Below are 18681 nucleotides of genomic sequence, written 5' to 3' on the forward strand. Positions count from 1 at the left end.
TTCGCTTACATGCGGAAGTGTTCGCCGAGGTAGACCCGGCGCACGGATTCGTTGGCGATGATATCGTCCGGTCGGCCCGAGGCCAGCACGGCGCCCTGGTTAATGATGTAGGCGCGGTCGCAAATACCAAGGGTCTCACGCACATTATGGTCGGTGATCAGGACACCGATATTGCGCTCCTTCAGGAAACGTACGATACGTTGGATTTCGATCACGGCGATCGGGTCGACGCCGGCAAACGGTTCGTCCAGCAGCACGAAGCGCGGGTTGGTGGCCAGGGCACGCGCGATCTCCACCCGGCGCCGCTCGCCGCCCGAGAGCGACAGGGCCTGGTTTTCGCGCAGCTTTTCAATCTGCAAGTCAGCCAGCAGGGCTTCCAGGCGCTGGTCGATGTCGGCCTTGCTCAATGGCTTGCCGTCGACCTGCTGGATTTCCAGCACGGCGCGGATGTTCTCCTCCACCGTCAGCTTGCGGAACACCGATGCTTCCTGCGGCAGGTAGGAAATGCCCAGGGTGGCGCGCTTGTGGATCGGCAGGCTGGAAACGTCGGTGCCGCCAATGTCGATGGTGCCGGCGTCGGACGCCACCAGGCCCACGATCATATAGAAGGAGGTGGTCTTGCCGGCACCGTTCGGGCCCAGCAGGCCGACCACTTCGCCGCAATCGACTTGCAGCGACACGTCGTGCACCACCTGGCGCTTGCCGTAGGATTTCTGGAGGCCGCGCACGACCAGCGTGCTGGCGCAGGTATTCGCTTCCATGCTTATTTTTTCTCTTGCGTTGCAGGCGGGGTTGCCGGAGGTTCGGTGCGCGAAGGCTGGATCACCATGGTGCCGCGGCCGCCGCCCGGCTTGCTTTCGCCGGTGGCGCTGTTGCGCACGCTGAAGAACTCCTTGCGGCTGTCGTAGGAGATGAATTCGCCCTGCACTTCGTCGTTCTGCTTGCCGCCTTCAATGCGGCGGATCGAGGCCTTGCTGAACATCTTCACCATCTCGGCCTGCTCGTCGTACTCGATGCGTTCAGCATCGCCTTCCACCCACAGGTCGCCGGCGCCGTCGCGCTTCTGGCGGAAAGTGGCTTTCTTGCCTTCGCCGAACAGGGTGACGTGCTTGTAGCCTTCCGGCGTCTGCTTGACGAAGGCGCGCTGCGCCGTCATCGCCAGCGTGCCGCGCGTCAGCGTCACGCCCCCGGACAGGATGGTGACCTGCTTGACGTCGTCGATATCGAGCGCGCCATAGCTGATGTTCATCGGTTTGTAGGAGTCGGCCTTTTCCGCCAACGCCGGGGCCGCGAGCCCCAGCAGCAGGGCTGCCGACAACAGTAATCGTTTCATAGTCTTTCCTTGTTTATTGTGCCCGCGGCGGCAGCACCAGCGTGCCGTTGCCTTCCAGGTGTATCTGGCGCGTCGCATTGTTGGCGCGCATGCTGTTCGCGGTGGCGACCGAGTCGCCCAGTTTCATTTTCACCGGCCGGTCGGTTTCCATGCGGTCTTCGTCCGGGAAGATCACCAGCTTCTCCGTGGCCAGGTGCAGCGACTGCGCCTGCGGCGAGGCCGCGCGGTCGATGCTGACCTTGCCGTTCAGGGTGATACGGCTGTTGGCCTCGTCCACCCGCGCCGTATTCGCCAGCATGTCCAGCGGCGGCGTCTCACCCGACAGGCTGCGCACGCGCGGCTTGTCGATCTCCGACGAATCGTCGATCGGGCGGTGGGTCAGCTTGTCGCCGGCGATGATGTAGCTCGGCTTGCCCTCCTTCGACATGCGCACGAAGGAGAAGTTCTCGATGATGTAATCCGGCTCATTCAGGCGCATATCGGCCTGCATGTCCTCGTCCGCGCGGTTCATCAGCTCCAGCAGGTAGAAGCTGCCAAGCGCCGCCACCAGCACCAGGATCATGCCGATGGAAAGGCGGAAGCGGTGGGCGATCCTCTGGTTACGCATGCTCCGCCCCGATCAAGCCAGGAACTGCGCCATCACGCGCTCGTAATTGCCGGTGGCGCGCAGCACGAATTCGCACGCCTCGCGCACGGCGCCGCGGCCGCCGGCCGCTTCGGTGATGTAATGGGCGCGCGCATGCACTTCCGGGCGGCCGTTCGGCACGCTCACGGCAAAGCCGGCGCGGCTCAAGATCGGCAGGTCGACCACGTCGTCGCCGATGAAGGCGACCTGCTCTTCGGTGATGCCGATCTGCTCCAGCATCGCCTTGAACGGGGTCAGCTTGTCGTGCCCGCCCTGGTGCACGTATTCGATGCCAAGGTCCTTGGCGCGCGCCAGCACGATCGGCGTGCGCCGCGCGGAAATGATGGCGGTCTTGATGCCCGCTTCCTGCAGCAGCTTGATGCCCAGGCCGTCGTGCACATTGAAGGTCTTGACCTGCTCGCCTTCGGCGCCGTAGGTCAGGCTGCCGTCGGTCAGCACGCCGTCCACGTCGAAGATGAACAGGCGCACCTTGGCGGCGCGGGCGACGAGTTCTTCGTGTGACAGGGCCATCAGATCACCTTGGCGCGCGTCAGGTCGTGGATATGCAGGGCGCCCACCAGCACGCCGGCATCGTCCACCACCAGCATCTGGTTGATGCGGAATTCTTCCATCACCGCCACCGCGTCCACCGCCAGCCGGTCGGGGCCGATGGTGCGCGGGTTCAGGTGCATCACGTCCTTGATGACCACCTTGGTGAAGTCCTGCACTTTCTCGATCATGCGGCGCAGGTCGCCGTCGGTGAAGACGCCGACCGGCTTGTGGTCGGCATCGACGATGGCGGTCATGCCCATGCCCTTCTGCGTGATTTCCAGCAGCGCGTCCGGCAGGCGGGTCTCCAGGCCCACGGCCGGAACCGCGGCGTCCTTGCGCATGATGTCGCGCACATGGGTCAGCAGGCGGCGGCCCAGGGCGCCGCCCGGGTGCGAACGGGCGAAATCTTCTTCCTTGAAGCCGCGCAGCTCCAGCAGCGCGACGGCAATGGCGTCGCCCAGCGCCAGCGTGACGGTGGTGGAGGCCGTCGGCGCCAGGTTCATCGGGCAGGCTTCCTTGGCCACCGAGACGTCCAGGTGCACGTCGGCGATCTTGGCCAGGCTCGATTGCGGCTTGCCGGTCATGGCGATCACGTGGCCGCCCATGCGCTTGACCACCGGCAGGATGGCCATCAGCTCGGACGCTTCGCCGGAATAGGAAATGGCGATCACTACGTCTTCCGGGGTCACCATGCCCAGGTCGCCGTGCGCCGCTTCGGCCGGGTGCACGAACAGGGCCGGGGTGCCGGTCGAGGCCAGGGTGGCGGCGATTTTCTTGCCGATATGGCCAGACTTGCCAATGCCGGAGACCACCACCCGCCCTTTGCATTGCAGCAACAGGGACACGGCTTGCCCTACGGTTTCGTCCGTTGCCAGGCGCGCATGCAGGGCGGCCAGGGCATCGGTTTCGATCTGCAGGGCTTCGCGCGCCAGTTCCAGGGCACGCGTTGCGGTCTTGGCATCAAAAGATTTCAGCATTGTTTTTTCATGGGTTACACTCATGCCCGAAGTATAGCCGAATTAGATAAGCAAAAAACTTGCCAGACATAACAAACAACGGATGTTCTCCCCCCTCGAGCTGACACTTCTCCTCCTTGGCAGCGCCGTCCTCGGCGTGGTCGCCTTCCGTATGATGCACCTGCCGCCGATGCTGGGTTACCTGGCCGTCGGCATCCTGCTCGGCCCCCATGCCATGGGCCTGGCCGAGCAAAGCCATGCCACCGAACTGCTGGGCGAATTCGGCGTGGTGTTCCTGATGTTCTCGATCGGGCTCGAGTTTTCCCTGCCCAAGCTGATGGCCATGCGCTCGATCGTGTTCGGCCTGGGCATGGCGCAGGTGGTGCTGACCATTGCCGCCACCATGCTGTTCGGCTGGCTGATCCACTTCGTGCTGCCACCCTCGGTGCAGCTGGGCTGGCAGGCCTCGTTCGCGCTGGGCGGCGCGCTGGCCATGTCGTCCACCGCCATCGTGGTGAAAATGCTCACGGAACGGCTGGAGCTGGAAAGCGACCACGGGCGCAAGATCATCGGCATCCTGCTGTTCCAGGACTTGGCGGTGGTGCCGCTGCTGATCCTGATCCCGGCGCTGGCGCAGAACCCGGCCGACCTGCCGCGCACGCTGGGGCTGGCCAGCCTGAAGGCGGCCGTGGTGCTGCTGCTGCTGCTGGTGGTCGGCCAGAAGGTGATGCGCAAATGGTTCACCATCGTGGTCATGCGCCGCTCGCAGGAGCTGTTCATGCTCAACCTGCTGCTGGTGACCCTGGGCGCGGCCTGGATCACCGAGCGGGCCGGCCTGTCCCTGGCGCTGGGCGCCTTCGTGGCGGGGATGCTGATTTCCGAGACCGAGTACAAGCACCAGGTGGAGGAGGACATCAAGCCGTTCCGCGACGTGCTGCTGGGCCTGTTCTTCATCACCGTCGGCATGCTGCTCAATGTGCGCATCGTGTTCGAGAACTGGTGGCTGGTCCTGGTGCTGCTGGCCGGCCCGGTGCTGCTCAAATTCGCCCTTATCGCCGGTCTGGCGCGCCTGTTCGGCTCCTCCACGTCGACCGCCATGCGCACCGGCCTGGCGCTGGCGCAGGCCGGCGAATTCGGCTTCGTGCTGCTGAATGTGGTGGGCGGCATGAAGCTGGTCGACCCGTTCGTGGTGCAGCTGGTGCTGGCGTCGATGGTGCTGTCGATGCTGGTGGCGCCGTTCCTGATCGCCCAGTCGGACCGCATCGTGATGAAGTTCTCCGCCAACGAGTGGATGATGCAGTCGCTGAACCTGACCAATATCGCGGCGCGCACGATGGCGTCGCAAAAGCACGTGATCGTGGCGGGCTTCGGCCGCTCCGGCCAGTCGCTGGCGACCTTGCTGAGCGAAGAAAAAATTCCCTACCATGCGCTGGACCTGGACCCGATCCGGGTACAGGAGGCGCAGGCAGCAGGCGCCAACGTATCCTACGGCGATGCCGCGCGCCGCGAGTCGCTGGTGGCGGCGGGCATCAAGCGCGCGTCGGCGGTAGTGATTACCTATGCCTCCACGCCGTCGGCGCTGAAGGTGCTGCACCTGGTGCATGAACTGGCGCCGGAGCTGCCGGTGATCGTGCGCTCCCACGACGACACCGACCTGGACCGGCTGAAGGAAGCCGGCGCAGCGGAGGTGGTGCCGGAGCTGATGGAAGGTTCGCTGATGCTGGCCTCCCATGCGCTGGTGATGCTGGGCGTGCCCTTGCGGCGCGTGGTGCACCGCGTGCAGAGGGCCCGGGAAGCGCGCTACGCCTCCCTGCGCGGCTATTTCCACGGCGCCAGCGATTCGGGCGAGGAGTCGGAGATGGTGCGCCTGCATTCGGTGTCGCTGGGAGAGCAGGCCTCCTGCATCGGCAAATGCGTGCGCGACCTGGGGCTGGACGAGACGGGAGCCGAAATTTCAGCGATCCGCCGCGGCAAGGTAAGGCTCGAAGCCGCACCGGGGATGACGCTGGAGGCAGGCGATGTCGTGGTACTGCGCGGCACCGCTGAAGAAGTAGCGCGCGCCGAGAACGATCTGCTGGCTTAAAAAAAATGGGGACGTACCCCATTTAATTGGCAACTTTCTCAAAGAGAAAGTTGCCGATTAAATGGGGTACGTCCCCATTTTTTAAGCAGCGTAGCGGACCACGCGGTTGCGGCCGCCCTCTTTCGCCTGGTACAAGGCTTCGTCGGCCTGCTCGATCAGCTGCGCCGCCTGGACCTCCGGCTTGCCGCCGTCCGGCACCTGCGACAGGCTCGATACGCCCACCGAAGCGGTAATCGATACCTTCACCCCATGCGACAGCTCGATCATGCTGGCCGCAATCCCGGCCCGGATCCGCTCCGCCACGTAAGCCGCGCTCTCCAGGTCCGCATCGATCAGCAGTACCACGAACTCCTCGCCGCCAAAGCGCGCCAGCGCATCGGACAGGCGCAGCTCGGCCTTGATGCGCGCCGCTACTTCGCGCAGCACCTCGTCGCCACCGCCGTGGCCCACGGTATCGTTGACGCGCTTGAAGTGGTCGATATCGATATACATGAACGACACCGGATACGACTGCCGGCGTGCGCGTGAAATCTCTTCCAGCAAGCGCCGGTCCACATAGCGCCGGTTGAAGACGCCGGTCAGCGCATCGGTCAGGCCCATGTACTTCAGCATCTCGTTGGAGATCACGTTCTCCAGGCAGATGGCGATGATGGACGCCATGTGCTCGACGAAATCCGTGCCCAGGCTGGGCGAAAAACGGGTCGGGTCGGCGCTGCCCAGGTTCAGCGAACCGATCACGCGCTTGTTGCGCAGCAGCGGCACCACGCCCACGCTTTGCAGGCGCGCCGCCGGTTGCGGGAACTGGCGCGCATGTTTCAGCGCGTCGAACATGCCCAGCTGGGGCTTGGGCTGCTGGCCCGGCTGCAGCTCGAATCCCAGCCCTTCCACGTCCGGCACAAACACCAGGTCGGGGAAGTCGTTGAAGTCCACACCCAGCTTTTCCATCACCGTGCGGATATCGTCATCCACATCGACCAGGGTCAGGGTCACCGCATCGAGGTCGGAAATCACCGGCAGGGTGCGGAAGATAGTGCCGATCAGTTCAGGGAAGCTGGAGGCGCCGACGATTTCCAGGTCAAACGCCTGGTGGCGCATCATGATCGAGTGATTGCGCTCGGCTTGCTCGATCAGGTAGGCGAGGCGGGCGCGCAGGGCCTGGTTTTCGGCCAGCAGGTCCGCCTGGGTGGGCTGTTTGCCCGTGATTTTCTGCGTGATCTCCATCGCCCGCCACAAATTCACTACTAAAACGACAGTGTAACCTCGATTTGGTCGCCAACCCTTAGTTTTATACCATCACCTGTTGTTACAACGGCATTCATACCGAAACAGATGCCGCCATCGACTTCCGGCTTGGCGCGGTAGCTTTGCAGGATGTCCAGCGGGTCGGGGCCGAATTCGCCGGTGGCCTGGTCGACCGACGGCATGGGGCAGCGCGCGCACGGCTTGCAGGGGTTCAGCACCGCCTCGCCGATGCGCAGCTCTTCCGCGTAATCTTCCTCGAAGGCTTCCAGGTCGCCAATCACCAGGTTGGGGCGGAAGCGGTTCATCGGCAGCGGGGCGCGGCCCTGCGCGGCCAGCTTTTCGTTCAAGTCCTGCAGCGAACCGGTGCCGGTGACCAGGATCGGGTAGCCGTCCGAGAACAGGGTTGGGTGCTGTTCGCCGTCGGTCCACTTGCCGCTGGTCAGGCGCTTGGCATTGGCGTGGAAGCGCACCAGGCGGCATTCCAGGCCGAGGAACTTACTGAACCAGGTGGCGGTGGTTTCATCGCAGTCATAGGCCAGCACCGTGTCTTCCCAGACCTGGACTTGCAAGCTGGGAGCCCCCTCCGGATCGGGCAGGCCAAGCGGGATGTCAAGCTGCAGCATGCCGGGCGCGCGCAGCTCCAATGTGTCGCGCTTGAGGCGCGGCACGATCAGCGCCATGCGCGGGTGCTCGCGCTGGGTCAGGGCGACGCCGTTGACGTCCACCAGCATCCACTCGCGGTCGTAGATTTGTTCGGTCATCAAACCGGCGCGCGTCAGCGTCGCTTCCTGCAGCGACAAGCCGGCGCAGGATTTGATGGGGTAGATGGTGAGTTCGGAGATGAAGGGCATAGTGCCCCCCAGTATGGCAGAAAACCGGAAAACCAGAAATCCAGGGTCTGGTCCTGGGGCCGGACCCTGGTTTCCCGTTTGACCTTAAGCCGCCTCCGCCTTCGGCTTCTTCGGCAGCTTGCTGCGTGCCGACGGCTTGTGCGTGCCCGGCTTCTTGGCGCGCTTTGGCGCCTGCGTTTCGACCACAGCGGCTTCGGCGCTGACAGCCGCTTCCGCCGCCGCAGCCAGCACGGCTTCCGCCTGCTGCACCGCCTCCGCCGCATCGGCAGCCGCCTGTGCTACCTTGCTGCTGCGCGAACCGGCCTTCTTGGCCGCCGGCTTCTTGGCAGCGGCGCGCGTGCGCTTGGCCGGCGCTTCGGCTGGCGCCTCCAGCGGCGCCTCCACCACCGGCGCGGCTTCCTCCACTACCGCCACGGCAGCGACTTCCGCATCGGCAGGCACTTCAACGGCGACGGCTTCGGCTGCCTCGGCAGCGTCGGACGCCACAGGCGCCGACTCACCACGCCGGCCACGGCCGCCACGGTTGCCGCGGCTGCGGCGGCCATCGCGTCCTTCACGGGCTTCGCGCGCTTCGCGGCCTTCGCGTTCAGCCGGCGCAGCTTCCTCCGCCTGCACCGCTTCCACAGCCTCGGGGCCCTCGCCTTCCACGGCGGCTGCCGCCGCTGCTGCATCCTGTTCAACCACCGGCAGCACGACCGGCTGGCTGCTGCGGTACACATACGCGCCCGACTTTTCATCGCGGCCAAATTCCAGCAGGCCGCGCGCCTTCATTTCCTCCAGCAGGTTGCCGAAGGTACGGAAACCGTAGTACGACTCGCTGAAGTCCGGCTTGCGGCGCTTGATCGCTTCCTTCAGCACCGAAGCCCAGATCTTGCCCTCGCCACGCTCCGCGGCCAGCGCGTCGAACGTGGTGTAAGCGATATCGATGCACTGGTTGCGGCGCTTGTCCATCTCTTCGCGGCGGCGCTTCTCCTCTTCCGGCGAACGCTTCGGCTGCTGCTCGCGCGCGTCGCGGCTGGCCTGGCGCTGGCGGCGCGATTCGCGCACCAGGTCGTCGTAGAAAATGAATTCATCGCAGTTGGCCACCAGCAGGTCGGAAGTAGAATCCTTCACGCCCACGCCGATCACGCGCTTGGCGTTCTCGCGCAGCTTGGATACCAGCGGCGAAAAATCGGAATCGCCGGAGATGATGACGAAGGTGTTGACGTGCGACTTGGTGTAGCACAGGTCCAGTGCGTCCACCACCATGCGGATGTCGGCCGAGTTCTTGCCCGACAGGCGCACGTGCGGGATTTCGATCAGCTCGAAATTGGCCTCATGCATCGGCGCTTTAAAGCCCTTGTAGCGGTCCCAGTCGCAATATGCCTTCTTCACCACGATGCTGCCCTTCAGCAGCAGGCGCTCCAGCACTGGTTTGATATCGAACTTCTCGTAGTTGGCGTCGCGGACGCCCAGTGCGACGTTTTCAAAGTCGCAGAACAGGGCCATGCTGGCGTTTTCGTTAGGTGAAGCCATAATTTTTATAAGGATGGGAAGCTGGGCACAATCCGACGATTATACTATTTCGCCAACACATAACCGAGGAGACACCAATGAAGCACCTGCTGATCGCCGCCGCCACCGCCCTGATGATGCACAGCGCCGTGGCCGCCGACCCGGACACCGAGTTCCGCCAGCAGGTAAACGCCTTCGTCGACCAATGGCACGACGACGCCTCGCACACCCGTCCCGACTACTGGGACAAGTTCACCCCCAACGCCGTTTTCATCGGCACCGACAAGAGCGAAGTCTGGAGCTACACGGAATTCAAGGCCTGGGCCAAGCGGTTCTGGGACCGCAAGAAAGCCTGGAGTTTCACGGCGCAAAAGCGCAACGTCTACTTCTCGCCCGATAAGAAGTACGTCTGGTTCGACGAACAGCTGAACACCCAGATGGGCACCTGCCAGGCCAGCGGGGTGCTGGTCAACACCGGCAAAGGTTTCAAGATCGAGCACTACCAGCTGTCGCTGGCGGTGCCCAATCCGCTCATGGACAGCTTCACCAAAGCCATCAAGGAGCATGAGGCAACTGCCAAGCCCTGAGGGCTGGCAGCCCGGCTATCAAGCCTGCTTGCGGCGGCGCGCCACCAGCGCGCCGGCCAGCCCCAGTCCCAGCAGGGCGAGCGAGCCAGGTTCAGGCACCGCTGCGGCAGGTCCGCGTTCCTCAGTGAAGGTGAAGTCGTCGATACCGATCAGGCCCGTCTGCAGGATTTCAAAGCGCGTCATGCCGGCGCCGGAAATGCTCAGGGTCTGGGCAACCAGTCCGGTGAAGGAGGCCGACGCGACCAGGTTGTTCAGCGCATCGAAGCCACGCAGCGTGACCGTGTCGCTATCGCCGCCCTGGTCGCCGGCAAAGACGGAAATGAAGTTGACGCTGCTAACCGGGCCGAGGAAGTAGCCGGTAATGTCGCCACCAAAGGAATCCGCATTGATCGCCGCGTTAGGCGCGCTCTGCGGCAAGTCGCCCGAGCCGCCATTGGAAATGTGCAGGTTTTGGTTGAAACGGACGCCCAGCGCATCAAAGGTGCCGATAGTCGCAGTGGAGCCGAAGGCCTGGCTATCGAAGTTGATGACACCGGCATTAGCTTGGCCGGCAAGGCCAAGGGCTGCAAAAGCAGCGGCGAGCAAAGCGTGCTTCATAAAGTCTCCTTAGGACAATCCCCGTTATTAGGTACGCAATAACTAGCAATATGCATGCCACTTACTAAGTTCTTGATTTGCCGAGGATCGCCTTCAGGACTGTAAGTATTTCCGACAAATTTTCGCTATCGCCTCAGGTGCGCGGACCGCAGGCTCAATCGAGCTGCCAATGTCGTAACGCTCGTTCGCCTCAAAGGTGCATGAGAGCAGGTCCGAGCACATGTAGTCCAGGGTCGAGTCTGCGGCAAAGAACTTGGTTTGCGAGAACAGCACATTGTTGCTGCCACCTGCCCAGCTCAGGCTTAATTCTCGACAGTTGAGTCCTCCGGATGGGGCGGATCCCAGAAGTCAAAAAGCCGCGACGTGCGCGGCTTTTTCGGTGATGCAGGCTTTGCTGGCCGATCGCGACCGCATGCCCTGAACTGCAAATGGCTGGTCAGGCTTTGCGGCGGCGTGCAAAGCCCAGCGCCAGCAGGCCCATGCCCAGCAGCGGCAGGCTGGCCGGCAGCGGTACCGCTGCTGTGCTTTCGTAGGAAGCCTTGAACCACAGGTCGCGGTTCGCCATCGGAATCCATTGCGAGTTGGTCCACGCGCCAGTGTTGTTGCCATTGTTGATGTAGACGAAGTTGCCGCTGTCCAGCACCGACGCATAGGTGGAGGGCATCTTGGCGCTGGACGCGACACCGTCGAACAGGCCGGAGGCGCTCAGGAAGGCCACATACGACTTGCCGTCTTTCAGGTTGACGCCACCGGTGTTGAAGGCAAACTCTTTCGAAGCGCCTGGGCCGGAGCCGGTGAAGGATTGGGCAGCACTGGTGAACAGGGCCGGGCCTTGGGCGCGGTCGCCGCTCCACTCATACAGGTAAGCCTTGAAATGCACCGGGCCGGGCACCTCGCCAGTCAGGAACATGGAGAAGGAGTTCAGCGTCTGCTTGCCGGCCAGCGAGAAGGTCTGGCCATAGGTTGCCGTATTCGGTTCGCCGAAGAAGCCCACCGTGCCGACGTAGGACGTGGTGGTATCGATCAGGCCAGCATGCGCGCTCGCGGCCAGGCTGAACAGGGCGGCGGCGGCCAACTTCTTGAATTGCATAGTATCTCCGGAAACGTAAATTTCCTGTAGGTAGCAAATACCATGCCAATCTGATAAGTTACTGATTTTATTAACATGCGCATCCTGAAAAGTTTGCAAATGTAAAGTTTGCCGACAGCCCAGGAAAAGAAAATGCCCGGCAGCCTTCCGGCAGCCGGGCATCTGCGTCGCGTCCGGGTCAGACGTTGAACAGGAAGTTCAGCACGTCGCCATCCTTGACCACGTATTCCTTGCCCTCGGCGCGCATCTTGCCCGCTTCCTTGGCGCCGGTCTCGCCCTTGTAGGCGATGTAGTCGTCGAAGGAGATGGTCTGGGCGCGGATGAAGCCGCGTTCGAAGTCGGTGTGGATCACACCTGCCGCCTGCGGTGCGGTGTCGCCGATGTGGATGGTCCAGGCGCGCACTTCCTTCACGCCGGCGGTGAAGTAGGTTTGCAGGCCCAGCAGCTTGAAGCCGGCGCGGATCAGGCGGTCCAGGCCTGGCTCTTCCATGCCCATGTCCGCCAGGAAGGCCGCCTTGTCGGCGTCGTCCAGCTCCGCGATTTCCGATTCGATGGCGGCGCAGATGGCCACGATCGGCGCGTTCTGCGCTTCGGCGTACTTGGTCAGCTGGTCCAGCAGCGGGTTGTTGGTGAAGCCACTGTCGGATACGTTGGCCACGTACATGGCTGGCTTGGCGGTGATCAGGCACAGCGGCTTGATCAGGGCCATGTCTTCGGCACCCAGGCCCATGGCGCGCACGGGCTTGGCTTCGTTCAGGTGCGGCACCAGGGTTTCCAGCAGGGCCACCAGCTTGGCGGAATCCTTGTCGCCGGAGCGGGCTTTCTTCTGCTCGCGGGCGATGGTTTTTTCCACGGTCGACAGGTCGGCCAGCGCCAGCTCGGTCTGGATCACTTCGATGTCGTCCAGCGGCGAGACGCGGCCGGCCACGTGCACCACGTTTTCGTCTTCGAAGCAGCGCACCACGTTGACGATGGCGTCGGTTTCGCGGATGTGCGACAGGAACTGGTTGCCCAGGCCTTCGCCCTTGGAGGCACCCGCCACCAGGCCGGCGATGTCGACGAATTCCACGATGGCCGGGACGATACGCTCCGGCTTGACGATTTCGGACAGCTGCTTCAGGCGCGGATCAGGCACTTCCACCACACCCACGTTTGGCTCGATGGTGCAGAACGGGTAGTTCTCGGCGGCGATGCCAGCCTTGGTCAGTGCATTGAAGAGGGTGGACTTGCCGACGTTAGGCAGGCCGACGATGCCGCATTTCAGACTCATGGAAAACCTTTAAATGATATTGTTCTGCTACGGCATTTGCCGCAAATAGACCGAGATTGTACCCCAGAACATGTCCAGAACCGCCCATTTCACCCTGCTGGCCCGCTACAACGAATGGATGAACAACAAGCTGTACGCGGCAGCGGCGGCGCTGCCGCCCGCTGAACTGGCGGCGCCGCGCGGCGCCTTCTTCGGCTCCCTGCAGGCGACGCTGAACCATATCGCCGTGGGCGACACCATCTGGCTGAAACGCATTGCCGCCCACCCGCAGTTCGCCGCCGTGCTGGCGCCGCTGGCCGCGCTGCCCGTGCCGGCCGCGCTCGACCAGCCCTTGTGCGATTCGTTTGCAGCCCTGCGCGCGCACCGGGCCTGGCTCGACCAGTTGCTGCTGCAGTGGGTCGACAGCCTGGCCGAGGCCGACCTGGACGCGGTCATCAGCTATCGCCGCCTGAACGGCGAAGCCAACCACCGCCAGCTTGGCCTGCTATTGCTGCACGTGTTCAACCACCAGACCCACCATCGGGGCCAGGCCACCACCCTGCTGTCGCAGGCCGGGGTCGATGTCGGGGCGACCGACTTGCTGCTGCTGGTGCCCGACGCCGAAGTTTGAACGGCATCAATTCCTGATACCCCTGAGGACGCTTGACGATACAAGTATCGGCGATGCTTGTGCTATTGTGGCGGACCGCAAATAATGCTTTTAAAACAATATGGGGAGCATCATGGATTTGCTATGGTTTATCGCACTGTGCGTGATCGCGCGCTGGGCCTGGACGGCGCGCAGCGACGCGCGGCGCGCCAACGAACGCACGCGCGAGCTGCACAGCGAACTGGTCGCGCTGCGCGAAGAGTTCCGCAACCTGTCGCCCGCTGCCGGGACGCCACCACCGGCCCGCGCCAGCGAGGCGCAATCGGCCGGCGACGCGCAACTGGCCGCCGCAGCGGCGACGCCGCCCGACGCGCCACTACCCGACGCGCCGCTTCCCGAAGCGCCCGAGCCGGTCCGCGCCGCCGAGCGTGAACCGCTGATCGCCCGCACCGCCTCCCCAGCGCCGGCAGCGTCCGCGCCTGCGATCAGCGCTGCGACGCCCGAGCCGGCGCCGGCCGCGCCGGAAGAAACAGAAGCGCTCACGCAACCGGCCGCCATGGAGGAAACGCCGCCGGGCGCCAGCGCGACGCCGCGCGCCCCGGACTGGCCGCACGAAGCCGCCGCCGCAGCGCCCACGCCAGCCGCGCCGCGCGCGCAACCGCAGCTGCCACCGCGCGAACCACCGGCCTGGTTCACCGCCGCCCGCAACTGGCTGTTTGAAGGCAACCTGGTGGCCAAGATCGGCCTGCTGATCCTGTTCATCGGCGTCAGCTTCCTGCTCAAGTACGCCGCCGCCCGCGTCACCGTTCCAATCGAACTGCGCCTGGCCGGCATCGTGCTGGCCGACCTTGGCGCGCTGGCCTGGGCCTGGCGCATCCGCAACAGCAACCGTGGCGTCAGCCTGCCGCTGCAGGGCACCTGCATGGCCGTGCTGATGCTGGTGGTGTTCGGCGCTTTCCGCATGTACCAGCTGATCCCGAGCGGCATGGCGTTCGGCCTGCTGTTCCTGCTGACCATCGGCACCTGCCTGCTGGCCGTGCTGCAGAACGCCCAGTGGCTGGCCATCTTCGGCATCACCGGCGGCTTTGCCGCGCCGATCCTGACCTCCACCGGCCAGGGCAGCCATATCGCCCTGTTCAGCTACTACGCCCTGCTCAATGCCGGCATCCTGGCCATTGCGCTGAAGCGCTCGTGGCGCGCGCTCAACCTGCTCGGCTTCGCCTTCACCTTCACCATCGGCACGGCCTGGGGCGTGCTGCGCTACGAACCGCAAGACTACCTGTCGGCGCAAGCCTTCCTCGTCCTGTTCTTCCTGTACTACGTGGGCATCGCCATCGCCTACGCGCGCCAGGAAGCGCCCAAGCTGAAAAGCTATGTCGACGGCACCCTGGTGTTCGGTACCCCGATGCTGGCCGCCAGCCTGCAGTTCGGGCTGGTGAAAGGCTTCGAGTTCGGCATGGCCTACTCCGCCCTCGTGCTCGGCCTGTTCTACGGCGTGCTGGCCACCGTGCTGGCGCGCCGCCGCGCCAGCTATGCCATGCTGGTGGAAGTGTTTACCGCACTGGCCGTGGTGTTCGGCACCATTGCCATCCCGATGGCGCTGGACGGCCGCTGGACTTCCGCCGCCTGGGCGCTGGAAGGCGCCGGCATCGTCTGGATCGGGCTGCGCCAGCGCCAGCCGCTGGCCTGGGCCTTCGGCCTGCTGGTGCAGCTGGGCGCCTGGCTCAGCTTCATCGGCTCCATGTTCGGCCTGTCCGAGCAGGCCGCGCTCGACTCCAACCTGTGGCTCGGCTTCCTGCTGCTGGCCGTCAGCGCCTGCCTGATGGCAATGCGCTTCCGCAGCCATGCCGGCGAAGAAGGCTTGCGCCGCCTGCACCTGCTGGGCGCCCTGTTCCTGGCCGGCGCCGCCATCTGGCTGATGGGCGGCGCATGGACTGAAATCGTGCTGCGCACCAGCGGCAGCCTGCAGGCCAACCTGCTGGCCGCCAGCGCGCTCGGCGTGGCGCTCGTCATGGCCCTGATCGCGCGCCGCCTGGACTGGCCGATGGCGCGCGGCCTGGCCCTGGCCGCGCAACTGCTGGCAGGGCTGGTGCTGGCGCTGCTGCTGGCCCTGAACTGGAACGTGGCGCCGGTCTCGCCCGACCTGTTCGCCACACCATTCCTGGGCAGCGTGATGCTGCTGGCGGGCGCCATGTTCAGCGCCTGGGCCCTGCAGCGCCACGGCAGCCAGGCCCCTGCCATGCTGCCGCACGCCGTGCTGGGTTATGCCGGCATGTGGTGGCTGCTGGTGGTCGCCCCCACCCTGGCAAACTGGCTGCTGGCGCACTACGAGATCGCCACCGCCGGCGACTTCAACCGATTCAGCCCGCTGCGCGCCAGCGCCTACGCCCTGCTGGTAGCCGCCACCACGCCGCTGTTCATGCACCTGTCGCGGCGCCTGGCCTGGCCCGCGCTGCGCGCCGCCGCACTGCCGGCCTGGCTGCTGTTCGGCCTGGCCACGCTCGGCATGCTGGGCGCCCTGTACGCCGAAGCCCGCATGCCGGCTGGCGAGCACTGGGTCGCGTTCGGCGCGCTGTGGCTGGTGTCCGAATGGCTGATGCGCAGCATGGCGCTGCGCGAACCGGTACTGGTACTGCTGCACACCGTGCGCAGCACCGGGCCGTGGCTGATGATCTGGCCGGTCGGCGCCTGGTGGATCGCGCGCGCACTGGAAGGCAGCGGCGCCGATCCGGCCTGGGCCAACTTCCTGCCGGCCTGGCTGATGATGGGCGGCCTGGCGTGGGTCATGCGCCGCGTGCGCGCCAACGGCTGGCCGGTGGCCCCGGTCGCCGGCTGGTACCGCGACATCCTGCTGCCGCTGGGCTGCGCCTGGTCGCTGCTGCTGGTGGCCGTATGGAACCTGTCGCAGGACGGTGCCATGGCGCCGCTGCCCTACGTGCCGCTGGCCAACCCGCTCGACCTGACCAGCATCTTCGCCCTGCTGCTGTGCGTGGCCGGCTACCGCATGCGCCAGGACAAGCTGGCGCCTTACCGCCAGCAGCTGCTGGGCATCGGCGCGCTGGCCGCCTACGCCTGGTTCAACCTGGCCCTGCTGCGCACCGTCTCGCACTACCTCGACGTGCCCTACCACTTCGACGCCATGTTCGCCTCGCAGTTCGTGCAGGCCATGCTGTCGCTGGTGTGGAGCGTGACCGCCCTGCTGCTGATGCGCTACGCCGCGCGCAAGGCCGAACGCAAGCTGTGGATCGCCGGCGCCGTGCTGCTGGGCGTGGTGGTGGCCAAGCTGTTCCTGGTCGACCTGTCGAACGTGGGCGGCGTGGAACGCATCGTCTCCTTCCTCGGCGTGGGCGCGCTGATGGTCGGCATCGGCTACCTGGCCCCGTACCCCACCGCGCGCGACAGCGCCAGCCGCCAGGAGGCCGCATGAACGCCCTGCTTTTCGCCGCCGCGCTGGCTGGCGCCGCGCCAAGCGACACGCCGCACGATTACTCGCACGTCTTGCCGCTGACAGTCAGCGGCAAAGCCAGCGTGCTGCAGCTGCAGTTGCCGCGCGGCGCCTACCTCAATGCGCGCTCGCCGGCGCTGCACGATATCCGCGTATTCGACGCCAACGGCGTGCCGCAGCCGTTCGCGCTGCGCCAGCCCGAAAGCACCGCCAGCACCGCCCACCGCGCCCTGCCGCTACGGGTATTCCCACTGATGGCGGAGCGCGCCGACGCCCCACTGGCGGGACTGGAAGTCAGCACCGCTACCGACGGCCGTGTGCTTTCGGTGCGCCTGCCAGCCGCGCAAGGCGCAGCCAGCGACCGCGGCCAGCAACGGCTGGCCGCACTGGTACTGGACTTGCGCCAGGAAGGCGTGGCCGAAGCGCCACAGGTGGACGCCCTGCATTTCACCCTGCCCGCAGGGCGCAGCAGTTACAGCGGCCAGGTCCTGCTGGAAGCCAGCGACGACTTGAAACACTGGGAGACCGTGGCTGTTGCGGAGCTGAGCTGGCTCTCCAACGCCAGCGAAGAAACGCTGGCAAACGACAAGCTGGAGTTCGCCGCGCGCGCCATGCGCTACGCGCGCCTGAGCTGGCGCAACGGCGAACCGTTGCAGTTCGCCGCCATCAGCGCCCAAGCGCCGGTACGCGCGCTGGCGCCGGCGCCGACCGAAACGCTGCTGCTGCCGGCCCAGGCCGGACGCGACGCACGCGACCTGCAATACCTCAAGCCGGCCGGCGTTCCGGCCGCCCGCGCCGGGCTGCAGATCGACAGCGGCAATGCCGTGCTGCCGGCCACCCTGGGCAGCTACCGCGAGCAACGCCGCAGCGGCCAGTACCGCTTCGAGCCAGCCGTCAGCACCACCTTCTTCCGCCTGGAGCAGAACGGCAAGCCGCGCGTCTCGGGCGACATCGCCGTGCCGGACTGGCTGGGCGAGCGCCTGGTGCTGCGCTTCCAGCAGCCGCCCGCGATCCAGCCCGCGCTGCGCATCAGCTGGCAGCCCGCCACGCTGGTGTTTGTGGCAGGTGGCACGCCACCTTACACGCTGGCCGTCGGGCGCGACAAGGCGCTCCCTGCCGCACGCGCCATCAGCGAAGTGGCGCCAGGATTTACGCCGGCCGAGCTGCGCGAAGTGGAACGCGCGGTGGCCGGTGCACCGCGCGCCCAGGTCGAAGCGCTGGCAGCAGCCGCCAAACAGGCGAGCGCCGACAGCAGCGCCGCGCAATCGCGCCTGCTGTTGCTATGGGGCGTGCTGCTGCTCGGTGTGGCAGCGGTAGCGGGGATGGTGTGGCGCCTGCTGCGGCAGGCGCCCGGCACTTAAGGCGTGTGCAGTTCCATCGTCGCCTTGGTGAAGTCGCCGGCGACGGCGGTCGGGATGATGCGCAGGGACTTCTCGATCGCCTCGTCGATCAGCAGCTGCTCCTCGCGGCGCGGACGGTGCAGCACGAAGTCGGCCACCGGCTGGTTCAGGTTCAGGGTGCGCGGGTGGCCGATGCCGATGCGCAGGCGCCAGTAGTCCTGCGTGCCGAGGGCGGAGCTGATGTCCTTCAAGCCGTTATGGCCGCCGGAGGAGCCGCCCTTTTTCAGCTTGGCCGCACCGGGCGGCAGGTCCAGTTCATCGTGCACCACCAGGATTTCATCCGGGTTGATCTTGTAGAAGCGCGCAATCGCACCGACCGACTGGCCGGAACGGTTCATATACGTTTGCGGCTCGAGTAGCCAGAGCTGGTTGCCGCCGATGATGGTCTTCGCCACCATGGCATTGAAACCCGACTCGCGCTGCAGGCGCGCGTTCGGCAGCGAGTTCGCGAGGTTATCCACCAGCCAGAAGCCGGCGTTGTGGCGGGTTTGTTCGTAGTCGGGGCCGGGGTTGCCGAGGCCGACGATCAGGCGGATGGGCATGGTCTTGCGGTTGCGAGTGCAAAAC

Annotated in this window: 17 protein-coding genes; 5 read left to right on the top strand and 12 right to left on the bottom strand. The window is 65.4% G+C overall.

From position 1 onward, the window contains the following. Window positions 1-5 precede the first annotated feature (5 nt). Genes lptB through ACE3TQ_RS06430 form a run of 5 tightly spaced genes read right to left on the bottom strand, consistent with a single transcriptional unit; the run spans window position 6 to window position 3511 of the window. Complete coding sequence (gene lptB, locus ACE3TQ_RS06410; RefSeq protein ID WP_374581155.1) at window positions 6-761, bottom strand: LPS export ABC transporter ATP-binding protein; 756 nt, start codon at window positions 759-761, stop codon at window positions 6-8. Between the two features lie 2 nt (window positions 762-763). Then, window positions 764-1333, bottom strand: a complete 570-nt coding sequence (gene lptA, locus ACE3TQ_RS06415) for a lipopolysaccharide transport periplasmic protein LptA (RefSeq protein ID WP_374581156.1) — start codon at window positions 1331-1333, stop codon at window positions 764-766. Between the two features lie 13 nt (window positions 1334-1346). Then, entirely contained in the window at window positions 1347-1940 is a 594-nt protein-coding gene (gene lptC, locus ACE3TQ_RS06420; RefSeq protein ID WP_374581157.1) for an LPS export ABC transporter periplasmic protein LptC, read from the bottom strand. A 12-nt stretch (window positions 1941-1952) separates the two neighbouring features. After that, complete coding sequence (locus ACE3TQ_RS06425; RefSeq protein WP_374581159.1) at window positions 1953-2489, bottom strand: KdsC family phosphatase; 537 nt, start codon at window positions 2487-2489, stop codon at window positions 1953-1955. Then, window positions 2489-3511 (bottom strand): SIS domain-containing protein, encoded by a 1023-nt coding sequence (locus ACE3TQ_RS06430; protein WP_374581161.1) that lies wholly within the window; start codon window positions 3509-3511, stop codon window positions 2489-2491. The genes ACE3TQ_RS06425 and ACE3TQ_RS06430 overlap by 1 nt, the downstream gene beginning before the upstream one ends. Window positions 3512-3569: 58 nt before the next feature. Between ACE3TQ_RS06430 and ACE3TQ_RS06435 the strand changes: the two genes are divergently transcribed. Then, complete coding sequence (locus ACE3TQ_RS06435) at window positions 3570-5549, top strand: cation:proton antiporter (protein ID WP_374581163.1); 1980 nt, start codon at window positions 3570-3572, stop codon at window positions 5547-5549. A gap of 81 nt (window positions 5550-5630) precedes the next feature. Here the strand turns inward: ACE3TQ_RS06435 and ACE3TQ_RS06440 are convergent, their stop codons facing one another. From ACE3TQ_RS06440 to ACE3TQ_RS06450, 3 genes are all read right to left on the bottom strand, one after another. After that, window positions 5631-6764 (bottom strand): DUF484 family protein, encoded by a 1134-nt coding sequence (locus ACE3TQ_RS06440; RefSeq protein ID WP_374581269.1) that lies wholly within the window; start codon window positions 6762-6764, stop codon window positions 5631-5633. A 26-nt stretch (window positions 6765-6790) separates the two neighbouring features. Continuing rightward, the gene (locus ACE3TQ_RS06445; RefSeq protein WP_374581165.1) at window positions 6791-7642 is read right to left on the bottom strand and encodes an MOSC domain-containing protein; all 852 of its coding nucleotides are present in this window, start codon (window positions 7640-7642) and stop codon (window positions 6791-6793) included. A gap of 84 nt (window positions 7643-7726) precedes the next feature. Next, on the bottom strand, window positions 7727-9157 hold the full coding sequence (locus ACE3TQ_RS06450; RefSeq protein WP_374581167.1) for an NYN domain-containing protein: 1431 nt from the start codon (window positions 9155-9157) through the stop codon (window positions 7727-7729). Between the two features lie 77 nt (window positions 9158-9234). On the opposite strand from ACE3TQ_RS06450, the gene ACE3TQ_RS06455 reads away from it, so the two are divergent. Beyond that, window positions 9235-9723, top strand: a complete 489-nt coding sequence (locus tag ACE3TQ_RS06455) for a nuclear transport factor 2 family protein (RefSeq protein WP_374581168.1) — start codon at window positions 9235-9237, stop codon at window positions 9721-9723. A gap of 18 nt (window positions 9724-9741) precedes the next feature. Here the strand turns inward: ACE3TQ_RS06455 and ACE3TQ_RS06460 are convergent, their stop codons facing one another. The 3 genes from ACE3TQ_RS06460 to ychF all read right to left on the bottom strand — a co-directional run bounded on the left by ACE3TQ_RS06460 (window position 9742) and on the right by ychF (window position 12680). Then, on the bottom strand, window positions 9742-10320 hold the full coding sequence (locus ACE3TQ_RS06460) for a PEP-CTERM sorting domain-containing protein (RefSeq protein WP_374581169.1): 579 nt from the start codon (window positions 10318-10320) through the stop codon (window positions 9742-9744). 436 nt (window positions 10321-10756) lie between these two features. Next, window positions 10757-11410 (bottom strand): VPLPA-CTERM sorting domain-containing protein, encoded by a 654-nt coding sequence (locus ACE3TQ_RS06465; protein ID WP_374581170.1) that lies wholly within the window; start codon window positions 11408-11410, stop codon window positions 10757-10759. Window positions 11411-11588: 178 nt separating this feature from the next. Further along, a complete protein-coding gene (gene ychF / locus ACE3TQ_RS06470) occupies window positions 11589-12680 on the bottom strand; it encodes a redox-regulated ATPase YchF (RefSeq protein WP_374581171.1) in 1092 nt (363 codons plus the stop codon). A gap of 70 nt (window positions 12681-12750) precedes the next feature. Here ychF and ACE3TQ_RS06475 point away from each other — a divergent pair, with 70 nt between their 5' ends. From ACE3TQ_RS06475 to ACE3TQ_RS06485, 3 genes are all read left to right on the top strand, one after another. Then, window positions 12751-13290: a DinB family protein gene (locus ACE3TQ_RS06475; RefSeq protein ID WP_374581172.1), complete on the top strand. Its 540-nt coding sequence runs from the start codon at window positions 12751-12753 to the stop codon at window positions 13288-13290. Between the two features lie 112 nt (window positions 13291-13402). Beyond that, a complete protein-coding gene (locus ACE3TQ_RS06480) occupies window positions 13403-16696 on the top strand; it encodes a DUF2339 domain-containing protein (RefSeq protein ID WP_374581173.1) in 3294 nt (1097 codons plus the stop codon). Further along, entirely contained in the window at window positions 16693-18075 is a 1383-nt protein-coding gene (locus tag ACE3TQ_RS06485) for a DUF3999 family protein (RefSeq protein ID WP_374581174.1), read from the top strand. Before ACE3TQ_RS06480 ends, ACE3TQ_RS06485 begins: the two co-directional genes overlap by 4 nt. Here ACE3TQ_RS06485 and pth read toward each other — a convergent pair. Continuing rightward, a complete protein-coding gene (pth, locus tag ACE3TQ_RS06490; RefSeq protein WP_374581175.1) occupies window positions 18072-18656 on the bottom strand; it encodes an aminoacyl-tRNA hydrolase in 585 nt (194 codons plus the stop codon). The genes ACE3TQ_RS06485 and pth overlap by 4 nt on opposite strands. Window positions 18657-18681 lie beyond the last annotated feature (25 nt).

The sequence above is a fragment of the Pseudoduganella sp. genome, from assembly GCF_041914865.1.
Lineage (GTDB): Bacteria > Pseudomonadota > Gammaproteobacteria > Burkholderiales > Burkholderiaceae_D > Rugamonas.